The following is a 12,403-nucleotide window of genomic DNA, read 5'->3' as shown; positions in this document are numbered from 1 at the left end:
TAATGAAAAGAGTTTTAATAAGAGCAGATTCTTCATTTGCTATTGGACATGGTCATATAATGAGAACTTTGGTTTTAGCAAAGAAGTATAGAAAAAAAGGCTATGAAGTATATTTTGCTACTTTGGATTTAGAAGGTAATTTAAATAAAAAAATTAAAGAAGAGGGTTTTTTTGTATATATTTTAGAAACAAAAGATATACAAGAACTTATTTTTTTAATAAAAGAAGAAAAAATAAATACATTAGTTGTTGATAATTATGAAATAAAGTATGAACAAGAAAAAGAAATAAAAAAGCAAACAAATATAAAGCTAGTTTGTTTAGATGATACTTATGAGAAACACTATTGTGATATTTTAATAAATCATAATATTAGTGCAGATGAAAAAAAGTATAAAAATTTAGTTCCTAAAACTTGTGAACTTAAATGTGGGGCTGAATTTACATTACTAAGAGAAGAGTTTTATAAGTATAAAAATAAAAATATTAAAAAAACAAGTATTAAAACAAATATCTTTTTAGCTATAGGTGGAACTGATCATAGCAATATAAATATTAAAATCTTAGAAGTATTAAAAGAATTTGATAATATCAATGTGTTTTTAGTAACAACAAGTGCTAATAAAAATTTAAATGAATTAGAAAAATATTGTAAAGACAATACTTTTATCAAACTTTTTATAGATACAAATAAAATGGCAAAACTTATGAGAAAAAGTGATTTTGCAATAGTTAGTGCAAGTGTAATTTTAAATGAGGTATATTTTATGAATCTACCTTTTATTGCTATAAAAACAGCAGATAATCAAAATGATATTTATAAATACTTAAAAGATAATTCTTATTTAGTATTGAAAAAATTTAATACAAAGAAGTTAAAAAAATGTGTAAAAATCTTAAAAAAGGTGTAAAATGAAAGTAGCGGTATTAACCTCTTTGAATCAATGGTTTATCCCTTATTCCAAAATATTAAAAGATAAGGTAGAAAACTGTGAGCTTTTTTTTGATCATAAAGATATAGATGAAAGTTATGATTTAGTTTTTATTTTAAGTTATCATAAACTAATAGAAAAAAAGTATTTAGACAAACATCTTCATAATATTGTAGTTCATGCTAGTGCTTTACCTCAGGGTAAAGGTTGGGCACCTATGTTTTGGCAAGTTTTAGAAGGTAAAAATAATATACCTTTTACTATGTTTGAGGCTACAAGTAATATAGATGATGGTGATATTTATATGCAAAAACACTTAAAGTTAACAGGCTATGAATTAAATAAAGAGTTGAGAAATAAGCAAGCATTGCTAATTATTGAGATGTGTATGGACTTTTTAGAAAACTATGACAAATATAAAATACCAAGTCCTCAAAAAGGGAAAGAGAGTTTTTATAATAAAAGAAGCCCTTTTAATAGTGAACTTGATATAAATAAAACTATAAAAGAACAATTTAATTTATTAAGAATTGTGGATAATGAAGAGTTTCCAGCTTTTTTCTATGTGCATGGTAAAAAATATATTTTAAAAATAGAAAAAAGTGAAAACTAAATTTATTTGTTGAGGTTAAAATGAGAATAAAAGATATAAAAGGATTGAAGTATCCTGATGAATATTTCATAAAATATTTTTTTAAAAATAGATTTCATGAAAGAAGTGGATTAAAGTTTTTTGAATTTGGTTGTGGAAATGGTAATAATTTATCTCTTCCTTACGAATATAATTTTGATGTAGTAGGTATTGATTTTGATGAAGAGTCTATATCTAATGCGAAGTTTAATTTTAGTCAAATGAAAGCTAATGCTTCTTATGAATTTATTAAAAGTGATATGTTGACTTTTGCCAAAAATAATAAGAATTTACAAATAGAAGTTTTTTTACTTCCAAATGTTGTAAATTATATAAAAAAACAAGATTTAATAGAGTTTTTTCAGATAATGAAAAACAATAAAAATATAAAAACTAATGCTTCTTTTTTTATAAGATGTAGAGAACCAAAAGATTTTAGATATGGAATTGGTGAACAAATTGACTATAATACTTTTCAGATGCCAGATGACTATACTGTAACATCAGAAGCTTCTTGTATAAATAAATTTTATAGTGAATATGAATTAGTTAATATGTTAAAAGAGCAACTAAAGTTAAAAGAGTATTTTGTTTTTCATAATGAATTTCAGAACTTACAAGAAAATAATACTTTAGTGTTTAACTCTGATATTATTTTATGGGGAAAGATAAATTGAAATTAGCAATAATGCAACCAACATTTATCCCTTGGATAGGATATTTTGATTTAATTGATTATGTAGATGAATTTGTTTTTTTAGATACAGTTCAATTAGCAAGAAGAAGTTGGCAAGTAAGAAATAAATTAAAAATTGAAGATAAAGAATATATGTTTTCCCTTCCTATTAAAAAAGATAAACATAGAAATGAAGCAATTTTAAAAGATATAAAGTTAAGTTTTGAAAACTATGATTTTATATTAAAGTTTAAACAACTACTTCTACATAGTTACAAAAAAGCAAAATATTTTGATGAATTAAGTGAAAATATTTTTAATATATTATCTTTTAAAACCGATTATTTATGTGAATATAATATAAATTTTATTCAAGAGGTTTCTAAATTACTTAACATAAAAACAAAATTCATTAAAGCCTCAAATTTGAAAGATATAAGTGGTTTAAAAGGGGACTTAATCTTAAATATTTGTTTAAATAGATCTTGTGATGAGTATATTTCAGCATCCGGTTCAAAAGAGTATTTAGATAAATATTTAGATAAATTCCAACAAGAAAATATAGAAATAGTCTATCAGTGTTATGATCATCCTATGTATAAACAAATAGGAGACAACTTTATTTCATATTTAGGAATTTTAGATTTACTTTTTAATGAAGGCTTGGAAAATACAAAAAACATAATTTTAAAAGGAAGAAATTTTGCCAATACTTAAAGCTAAATCTTTTCTTCATGAGTATAAATTAAGAGCGAAAGATGAGGATTTAAACTCTCTTTCTGGAAGGCAAGGAAGAAAAGAGTTAACATATTTCATAAATCAAACTATTTTTAATAAATTAGATATGAAAGATAATCAAAAGCTTTTAGATATAGGTTGTGGCGATCTTACTTTATTTAAAATTGCCGATGTTAAGTTGTCAAAGTGTGAATTTGTTGGTGTTTTACCTACTATTGAAGAAGTTCAAAGAGTACAAAAAGATATTGATTTTAAGGGTTTTAAAAATCAAGTAAATATACAAAAGGCCTTTTCTTCAAAGCTTCCTTTCTTAGAAGATACTTTTGATAAAGTAGTGATAAATGGAGTTTTATTACTTTTAAGTGAAGAGGAAGTAAATGCCACTTTAAAATATATAAGTAAAGTATCAAAACATAATGCTACTATTTATATTGGAGAGTTACCTTTTTTAAATGAGTTTGAAGATAAGTCTTATGGTAATTCTATTTTTAAGTGGTTAGTTTATGGCTTAAAAAATAGAGGGTTTAGCTATTTTTTTACTAGTTTATTAAGTGTTTTAAAGGCACTTTTTTCAAAAGAGCAAATGATATTGGGTGTAAAAGAACACTATTATATAAAAAAAGAAGATTTTGAAAAAAAAGCAAAAGAATATGGTTTAATTTTACAAAGTTGTTTTAAACAAGAACTAATTGATATAAACAAAAAAATATATACTTCACAAACAAGACAAGATTATATTTTTAAAGTTCATAAAGAAGAGAGTAAAAATGAAAATAGGAAAATTTGATTTAAAAAAAGATGGAACATTTATAATTGCGGAATTAAGTGCAAATCATAATGGAAGTTTACAAAATGCCTTAGATACTATAAAAGCTGCAAAAGAAGTTGGAGCAAATGCAATCAAGCTTCAGACTTATACAGCAGATACTTTAACTTTAGATTGTGATAGAGATGACTTTGTGATAAAAGGTGGTACTTTATGGGATGACAAAACTTTATATAATTTATATAAAGAAGCATATACTCCTTGGGAATGGCATAAAGAATTATTTGATTATGCTAGAAGTTTAGAAATTGATATTTTTTCTACGCCTTTTGATAAAAGTGCAGTTGACTTTTTGGAGCAATTTAACCCAAGTGCTTATAAAATTGCATCTTTTGAAATAACTGATTATGACTTAGTAAAATATACAGCACAAAAAGGTAAGCCTATAATAATCTCTACAGGTATTGCTACTTTACAAGAAATACAAGATGTAGTTGATATTTGCAGAAGTGTTGGAAATGAAGATATTGTTTTATTGAAATGTACAAGTGCTTATCCAGCAGCTTTAGAGGAAGCTAATTTAAATACTATACCAAATTTAGCTCAAACATTTAATACAATAAGTGGTTTTTCTGATCATACGTTAGGTTCAACTGCTCCAATTGTTGCTGTAACATTAGGTGCAAAAGTTATTGAGAAACATTTTATTTTAGATAAAAGTATTGGTGGTCCAGATGCAGAATTTTCTATGGATAAAGAAGAATTCAAACAGATGGTTAATTCAATAAGAGATACTGAAAAGCTATTGGGAAAAGTAACTTATGAAATGACAGAAAAAAAGAAAAAAAATAGAGTTTTTTCAAGAAGTTTATATGTTTCAAAGGATATAAAAAAAGGTGAAGAGTTTACTTTAGATAATATAAGAAGTGTAAGACCAGGATTTGGGTTGCATCCAAAATATTTAGATGAACTATTAGGTCAGAAATCAAAGAAAGATTATAAGTTTGGAGATAGACTAGAAACTAATTAAACTAATATTAAGAAAGTGAAAATATAATATATAAATATAAAAAATAGGATAATTTATGGAAAAAACTTATCAAAGAGAGACATGGGAAGATGAATTTGGTTCAAAATATCTTTCTCGTAATATATATACTCCTAAACAATTAGATGAATTTTATAAAAATAGATATGACTTTTCAAGAACAGATTTAAATAGTCGTTTTTTAAAAAGTATAAATAAAGACGCTAAAATCTTGGAAGTTGGAACAAATATAGGTAATCAGTTACTACATCTTCAAAGTATGGGATTTACAAACTTATATGGTATAGAAATTCAAGAAAGAGCTATAAATTATGCTAAAAAAAGAGCCGATAATTTAAATATAATAAAAGGTGATGCTTTAGATATTCCTTTTAAAGATGGTTTTTTTGATGTAGTATTTACAAGTGGAGTATTAATTCATATATCTCCTAAAAATATTAGCAATGCCATAGATGAAATTTACAGAGTCTCAAAAAATTATATTTGGGGGTTTGAATATTATGCACAAGAATATACAGATTTACTTTATCAAGGTAATAAAGATTTAATGTGGAAAGCTGACTTTATGAAACTCTTTAAAGAAAGAAAAAATGATTTAAAACAAATTGATGAATTAAAGGTTTCATATAGTGATGATAGTAGTTTAATTGATCAAATGTATTTACTCCAAAAATAGAAACAGTTATGAATATAAATATATCAATTGAAGCAAGAATGACATCTTCTCGACTTCCTAAAAAAGTATTAAAACCTCTTGGTGATAGTACGGTATTAGAAGTAATGATAAATAGACTTTTAAAATGTGAATATATTTCTAATATTATTGTTGCTACAACAATAAATAAAGATGATGATCCTATTGTTGAGTTATGTAAATCAAAGAATATTAAATATTTTAGAGGAAGTGAAAATAATGTTTTTGAAAGAGTTTTACAAGCTCATCAAGAATTTAACTCAGATATAATAGTGGAATTAACAGGAGATTGTCCTTTTATTGATCCTGTTTTAGTGGATGAAGCTGTACAAGTGTATTTGAATAATAGTTATGATTATGTTAGTAATAGTATTAAAAGTACTTTTCCTATTGGAATGGCAATACAAGTATATTCTCTAAAAGCCTTAGAGCAAATATCAAAAAAAGATTTAAGTGATATGGATAAAGAACACGTAACACCAGAATTTTATACTACAAATAAATTTAAGACTTTTAATATTGAAGCTTCTGAACAATTATATTTTCCTGAACTATCAGTAACCTTAGATACTAAAGAAGATTATAGATTAATAAATGAAATAATGAACTATTTTAAAAATGATTATTTTACTATTGAAGAGTTAATTTCTTATGTAAAAAGTAAACCAAGTTTATTGGAGATAAACAAAGAGATCAAAAGAAAAGGTCTTAGTTGATGTTAAATGTTGCTATTATTGGAATAGGTAATATCTCTTTACTGTTTGATTATAGTAAAGATTTAGAAACAGCATATTCTCACATAAAAGCTATATTCCTTCATAAAGATTTTACTTTAAAATATGTTGTTGATATAGATGATAGAAATTTACCTAAGGTAAAAACATTTTTTAAAGATGTGGAATTTTATAATGATTATTTACAATTGCTTGATAAAAAAGATATAGATATTTTAGTAATAGCTACTCCTACAAATACACATTTTAAGATTTTAAGTAGTTTTAAAAAATGTAATCATATAAAAAAATTTTTAGTAGAAAAACCCCTTTTTTATAATCTTAAAGATTATGAATCTTTAGATTGTTTTTTTAAAGATAAAATAGTTGTAAATTATATTAGAAGATTTCAAGAGCCACTTAAAAATTTAAAAGATAAAATTGAAAATGAAAGTTTAAAAAACTTACAGAAAATAACTTTGAATTATGTAAAGGGTTTAAAAAATAATGGTTCACATTTTATTGATTTAATTAATTATTTATTTGATAATCCAAAATTAGTTGAGTCAAAAATATTAGATGAAACAATTGGTTTAGGTGAAGATAAGTCTTATGATATTTTTTTTAAAATAGAGTATAAAAATAGAATTATTCCTATATATTTTATTGCTTTAAATCATACAAAATACAATATTATTGAGATGGATTTTTATTTTGAAAATCAAGTTGTAAATTATATAAATAGTGAACAAACGATTTATTATAAAAATATTGTAAATAGTGAAGAGTATAAAGAGTATAAGTTTGTAGATAAAAATATAAATGAGAAAGAAACAATATCAAAGAAGCTAATTTATAATGTTTATGATGATATATTTTTACAAATTAGTAAAAATAAACAAAATGATGCTTCTTTTGAGAATGAACTTAAGAATTTAGAATTAATAACAAATATTTTAAACAGCAAGGAATAGTAATGTCTAAGTTAGCTATAAATGGTGGAAATAAAGTAAGAACAAAACTATTTAAAAGATATAATAATATTGATCAAAGAGAAATAGATGAAGTAACAAAGGTTATGCAAAAAGGTGTTCTTTCTAAATATTTAGGAGCATGGCATGAAGATTTTTATGGGGGAGAAAAAGTTCAAGAGTTTGAAAAACTTTGGAGTGAATATTTTTCAGTAAAACATTCTATTTCTGTAAACTCAAATACATCAGGGTTAATTACAGCCTTAGGTGCTTGTGGTATTGGACATGGTGATGAGGTAATAGTCTCTGCATACTCAATGTCTATTTCTGCAAGTGCACCTGTGTTTTGGAATGCAACACCTGTATTTTGTGATTTAGAAGATAATACTTACTCTTTTTGTATTGAATCATTAAAAAAAGCTATAACAAAAAATACAAAAGCTATAGTTGTTGTACATATTTTTGGTTGTCCTTCTAATATGAAAGAAATAATGAGTTTAGCAAAAGAGCATGACTTATATGTTATAGAAGATTGTGCACAAGCACCTGGTGCAAAATATGATAATAAATATGTTGGTACAATAGCAGATATTGGGGTTTTTAGTTTAAATTATCATAAACATATTCATACAGGTGAAGGTGGAGTTTGTACAACAAATAATGATAAATTAGCTAATAAAATGCAATTAATTAGAAATCATGCTGAATCTGTAGTTGAAAATAAAGGTGAAAATGAACTTGAAAATATGTTAGGTTTTAATTTTAGACTTACAGAAATTCAAGCTGCAATAGGAATTGAACAGCTTAAAAAACTTGATGATGAATTAAAAATAAGACAAAAATATGCAAAAATGTATGATGATGCTTTTAGCAAATATCCTTTTATTAAAACAACTAAACTAGATAATAGAACACACTCTTATTATGTTCAAGCTTTTGAGTTTTTAGAAGATATAGCACAGGTTTCTAGAAATAAATTTATTACTGCTGTTAAAGCAGAACTTGAAGCAGTTGAAGGAAGAGAAAATGAGGGAGTGCCTATAGGTCAAGGTTATGTTAAACCTATTTATTTATTACCTATGTTTCAAAAGAAAATTGCATATAATAAACAAGGTTTTGCTTTTAAAGATGAAATATCTTATGAAAAAGGAACTTGTCCAAATGTAGAAAAATTTCATCATAAGACACTTTGGACACATGATTTTACAAGAAGTCCTTTAGATGAAGAAGATATAAATGATGTAATAAATGCATATATAAAAGTATGTGAAAATTTAGATGAACTTAAATAAAAAAATAAAAGTTTTTTCTTACGATGCAGGTGGTGCAAACCTGGTAATGGCTTATGCATATTTTATGTACAAAAAAGGTTATAAAGTGGAATGTTATCCACAAGGCCCTGCAATTAATATTTTCAATAAACATATTCCTTTTTTAGTGAATAAAAGTAAAGCAATTTTACAAAATAATGATAAGATTATAATATCTACATCTGGAATTCATTCTGATTATGAAATAGAAAAGTTAATTGAAGCAAAAAAGAAAGGCTTAGAGGTTTTTTGTTTTTTAGATTCAGTGTTAAATTTAGAAAAAAGATTTTGTCTTAATAATGTTTTTTTGGAAGAGTCTTTTCTTCCTGATGTCATTTATAGCCAAACCCCTGAAGAAATCATAGATAACAGAATTCGAAAAAGAGTTGAGTTTAAAGAAGACTTATATATAAAATATATAAAAGAAGTTTTTTATCCTCAATTGAAAACAAAAGATGAACTTATTTTAGAAAATAAAGGAAAGTATTTTTTATTTTTGTCAGAATATATTCTTGAGCTTTATGGTGATAAGTTTGGATTTAATGAATATGATTCTTTAAAACTATTTTTAGATAGTATGGAAGAAGAAAAAAACACTACAAAAATTTTCATAAAACTTCATCCTGCTGAAAATAAAAATAAATTTGATGATATAATAAATAATTATAAAAATTTAAATATATATTTAAAAGAGTTTGATCTTCATGAAGTTCTTTATAATTGTAAAGTAGTTTTTGGTATTAATTCTTCTGTCTTTAAAGAATCACTTTTATTGGGTAAACCAACAGTTAGTATTCAAGTAAAAGCAAATATTAAAATACCAAAGAATATAAAACTAATAGATTCAAAAAATAAATTAAAACAACTATTAAGGCAAATAAATGAGTAGAAAATTTTTAGAAGCAAGTAAAATTTATTTAAGACCTTTATCTTTAGAAGATGCAAAAAGTAATTATGTAAATTGGTTAAATGATGAAGAAGTTTGTAAATATAATGCTCATCATAGGTTTGTAAATACAGAAGAAAAAACAAGAGAGTATATACAAAGTATCAATAGTTCCAAAAATAATCTAGTTCTTGCTATTTGTTCAAAAGAAGATGATAAGCACATTGGTAATGTTAGTATTCAAAATATAAACTATATAGACTCAAATGCAGAGTTTGCCATAATAATGGGTGAAAAAGATTATCATGGTAAAGGTTTAGCTTATGAGGCTTCTAAATTAATAATTGATCATGCTTTTAATAGTTTAAATTTACATAGGATTTATTGTGGTACAAGTGAAAAAAATATTTCAATGCAAAAACTTGCTACTAAGTTAAACATGAAAAAAGAGGGTGTTTTAAAAGAAGCAATTTTTAAAGAAGGTAGTTATTTAGATATAGTTTTATATGGACTTATAAAAGACACTTAATTAAGTGTCTTTTATTGCTTGTTTAAGCTCTTTAAGAAGTTTTATTAAGGCATCTGACCAATAGTTCTTAATAGAATTTAGATTCTTAGGACTATTAAGTCCTTCTTGCTTTAAATTTAATGTGAAATTAATATAAATATCAATAAGTTCAATAAACTTTAGAAAAATATTACCAAATATATGTTTTGACATAATTTTATTTTGTTCTAATATCCAAATCATAATATCTAATTTCTTTTTTAAAAAATCATCTTTATTTGAAACTTTTTGTTTTTTAAATTTAGATACTTTATTTATGATTCTATTAATTATAAGAATATCATCTTCAAATTTAATATCTGATATATCAGATATTGAAATGGAATCTATAATCTCTTTAGCATTGAAATCTTTTTCTTTAAGTGATTTAGTATCAATTGATTCTACTTTTGTTGGGATTAATCCTTCAATATAAGCTCCATCTGATAAGTTATAAATATTAAAAACATTTTTTTCTCTATCAAAACCATGTAAATATGATTCATAATCTCTTTTGAATGTCAATAAACTTCTATTTGTTTTAACTTTTTCTCGTAGATTACCTTTTACTTCTAAAATATCATCAGAAGATATAATCCCTTCTTTAACTAAATCATTTGTACTTTTTAAATCATGAGTTTGAGAAACAGAACTTCCTTTTGAATATCTACTTCCTGTTTCTTGATCAAAAGCTGCATCACTACCAACTAGGTATAATTCATTTGCATTTAAAAATAGAGAAATAGCTAAAGAGAATGTTCCTACATTTGGTAGTGAGAATGAGTATCCAAGTTCTTCTGATAAATAAAATACTTGTGAAAAGTATACATTAAGATCTTTTACTGTTTCAATTACACTCTCTTCTTGTTGAGATAAAAATATAATAGCACTATTTTTTAAAAAATCTTTATCTTGCGTTTTAAAAAAGTCTGCAACTAAATGAGAAGGGTCTATTGATACAACAATATCAGGAGTAATTTTATGAGATTCAAGTTTTTTTAAAATAACATCTACACATAAAATGATAAATTTATCTTGATTTTCATAAATCCAATCAATATGCTTGTCAACAGATGGCCCACCACTTACAATTAAAACTTTTTTATCTTTAAGAGGTTTTACTTCTTCAACTAAATTTTTCTTTAAAAAATTAAACTTTCTATGCATAAAGTCTATTGTTCTTGTAAATACTTGAAGAATTATTCCATAAGAAAATGCTGCTGCATGTGTATGTGAATAAAAATCTATAATTTCATTTAGAATATATTCATATTCAATCCAAAAAAGATGATGTTTAATATTATAGTTCATGTAGCCATGATAGTTTGTGAATTCTTCTAAGTCTCTTTGTCTTTGTGTTTCAGAATGTCCTATTGAAATAAAAAGTTTTTTATTACCTTCTTCAAATATTGAGTAATCAATAGTAAATAAAGATAGTCTAAATAGTTCAATTTCAGGTTCAATTATTAAAGTGTTCATTGAATTGATTTTTTTATATATTTCGTGTATATGTACACCAACTCCTACACCAATAAAAATATATTTGAATATCTTTGAAAATGTAATATCTTTAAAATCAATTAATCCATTTAAATAAGTAACTAGTTCTGTTGTATCTCCCAATGAACCCATTAAAGCAAATTTTTGAGTGTTAGGGTCTACTCTTAGTAAATCTAAAGAGTGTGTCTTTTTAAAGTTGGCAAGATCCCTTCTTTTATCAGCTTCTTGATAACTATTAAATCCATAAATAAACTCATTTGTTTCTAAATTTAAAATATCAAAATAGCCTTCTTCTTTATACTCTAATGAATATTTTTCTTTATAAGTTCCATTTTGAATATTTTCAGATAGAAATTCTACTTTATCATATATTTTTTTATGGTTTTTCTTTAAAAATTCTAAATTTTTTAAGTACAAACTAATTAAGTTATTATTTAAATCTACTAATTCATCTTCCATTAAATACCCCTACTATAAGTATTTAGATTGTACATAAAATCAAATAAAATACGACATAAAAATAAGTTATAAAATGCAAAAGATCTAATTTTAGATCTTTTGCGAAGAGAAAAATGCTTATTGAAGTAATCTCATAACATTTTGTTGTACATTATTAGCTTGACTCATAGCATAAGTACCAGCTTGCGCAATAATATTTTGTTTGTTGAAATTAGCGCTTTCAGCAGCATAATCAACATCTCTAATAACAGATTCAGCAGCTTTAATATTAGTTTGCTGAGTCATTTGGTTTCTAATAGCTGATTCTAATTGGTTTTGAGTAGAACCGAAGTCTGCTCTCCATCCATTTAGAGTATTTAAAGCACTATCAACATCATCCAAAGAGTTTCTAGCATAAGCAGCATTAAAAGTAGCCGAAACTAAAACATCAGCAGCAATAGTATCAAGTGTTAAACCTGTTGTAGTAGATTGAACACCAGCAGTTGTTGCAATAGTATCAGTAGCTGTTTCACCCATTTGGAAAGTTAACGCA

At 24.6% G+C, this 12,403-nt stretch carries 14 protein-coding genes; 12 read left to right on the top strand and 2 right to left on the bottom strand.

Going from position 1 to position 12,403, the window contains the following annotated elements; translation table 11 throughout:
- The first annotated feature begins 2 nt into the window (after window positions 1-2).
- The 12 genes from pseG to ACH5BK_RS11625 are packed head-to-tail and all read left to right on the top strand — an operon-like array spanning window position 3 to window position 9,894.
- Window positions 3-911, top strand: coding sequence for a UDP-2,4-diacetamido-2,4,6-trideoxy-beta-L-altropyranose hydrolase (gene pseG / locus ACH5BK_RS11680; protein WP_404307599.1), 909 nt, complete (start codon window positions 3-5; stop codon window positions 909-911).
- A gap of 1 nt (window position 912) precedes the next feature.
- Window positions 913-1,545 (top strand): formyltransferase family protein, encoded by a 633-nt coding sequence (locus tag ACH5BK_RS11675; RefSeq protein ID WP_404307597.1) that lies wholly within the window; start codon window positions 913-915, stop codon window positions 1,543-1,545.
- A 20-nt stretch (window positions 1,546-1,565) separates the two neighbouring features.
- Window positions 1,566-2,240 carry a methyltransferase domain-containing protein gene (locus ACH5BK_RS11670; RefSeq protein WP_404307595.1) on the top strand — a complete coding sequence of 225 codons (675 nt, stop codon included), beginning with the start codon at window positions 1,566-1,568 and terminating at the stop codon, window positions 2,238-2,240.
- On the top strand, window positions 2,237-2,956 hold the full coding sequence (locus ACH5BK_RS11665; RefSeq protein WP_404307593.1) for a WbqC family protein: 720 nt from the start codon (window positions 2,237-2,239) through the stop codon (window positions 2,954-2,956). The genes ACH5BK_RS11670 and ACH5BK_RS11665 overlap by 4 nt, the downstream gene beginning before the upstream one ends.
- Window positions 2,943-3,764: a class I SAM-dependent methyltransferase gene (locus ACH5BK_RS11660; protein ID WP_404307591.1), complete on the top strand. Its 822-nt coding sequence runs from the start codon at window positions 2,943-2,945 to the stop codon at window positions 3,762-3,764. Before ACH5BK_RS11665 ends, ACH5BK_RS11660 begins: the two co-directional genes overlap by 14 nt.
- Window positions 3,745-4,773 carry a pseudaminic acid synthase gene (gene pseI / locus ACH5BK_RS11655; RefSeq protein ID WP_404307589.1) on the top strand — a complete coding sequence of 343 codons (1,029 nt, stop codon included), beginning with the start codon at window positions 3,745-3,747 and terminating at the stop codon, window positions 4,771-4,773. Before ACH5BK_RS11660 ends, pseI begins: the two co-directional genes overlap by 20 nt.
- A 55-nt stretch (window positions 4,774-4,828) precedes the next feature.
- On the top strand, window positions 4,829-5,467 hold the full coding sequence (locus tag ACH5BK_RS11650) for a pseudaminic acid biosynthesis-associated methylase (protein ID WP_404307587.1): 639 nt from the start codon (window positions 4,829-4,831) through the stop codon (window positions 5,465-5,467).
- An 8-nt stretch (window positions 5,468-5,475) separates the two neighbouring features.
- Window positions 5,476-6,201, top strand: a complete 726-nt coding sequence (locus tag ACH5BK_RS11645) for a cytidylyltransferase domain-containing protein (protein WP_404307585.1) — start codon at window positions 5,476-5,478, stop codon at window positions 6,199-6,201.
- Window positions 6,201-7,172, top strand: a complete 972-nt coding sequence (locus ACH5BK_RS11640; protein WP_404307583.1) for a Gfo/Idh/MocA family protein — start codon at window positions 6,201-6,203, stop codon at window positions 7,170-7,172. Before ACH5BK_RS11645 ends, ACH5BK_RS11640 begins: the two co-directional genes overlap by 1 nt.
- 2 nt (window positions 7,173-7,174) lie before the next feature.
- Window positions 7,175-8,461, top strand: a complete 1,287-nt coding sequence (locus ACH5BK_RS11635; protein ID WP_404307581.1) for a DegT/DnrJ/EryC1/StrS family aminotransferase — start codon at window positions 7,175-7,177, stop codon at window positions 8,459-8,461.
- Entirely contained in the window at window positions 8,448-9,368 is a 921-nt protein-coding gene (locus ACH5BK_RS11630; protein WP_404307579.1) for a hypothetical protein, read from the top strand. Before ACH5BK_RS11635 ends, ACH5BK_RS11630 begins: the two co-directional genes overlap by 14 nt.
- Entirely contained in the window at window positions 9,361-9,894 is a 534-nt protein-coding gene (locus tag ACH5BK_RS11625; protein WP_404307577.1) for a GNAT family N-acetyltransferase, read from the top strand. The genes ACH5BK_RS11630 and ACH5BK_RS11625 overlap by 8 nt, the downstream gene beginning before the upstream one ends.
- On the opposite strand, the gene ACH5BK_RS11620 is transcribed toward ACH5BK_RS11625, so the two are convergent.
- Together ACH5BK_RS11620 and ACH5BK_RS11615 are read right to left on the bottom strand one after the other, a co-directional pair.
- A complete protein-coding gene (locus ACH5BK_RS11620; protein ID WP_404307575.1) occupies window positions 9,895-11,871 on the bottom strand; it encodes a 6-hydroxymethylpterin diphosphokinase MptE-like protein in 1,977 nt (658 codons plus the stop codon).
- A 117-nt stretch (window positions 11,872-11,988) separates the two neighbouring features.
- Window positions 11,989-12,403 (bottom strand): flagellin (locus tag ACH5BK_RS11615; protein WP_404307573.1); only part of this gene is annotated, 415 nt, incomplete at its 5' end.

The organism is Arcobacter sp. YIC-80 (assembly GCF_044841725.1).
In the GTDB taxonomy this organism is placed as follows: domain Bacteria; phylum Campylobacterota; class Campylobacteria; order Campylobacterales; family Arcobacteraceae; genus Arcobacter_B.
Note: the sequence above shows the minus strand (reverse complement) of the source record. Positions and strands in the feature narration are given on the sequence as shown.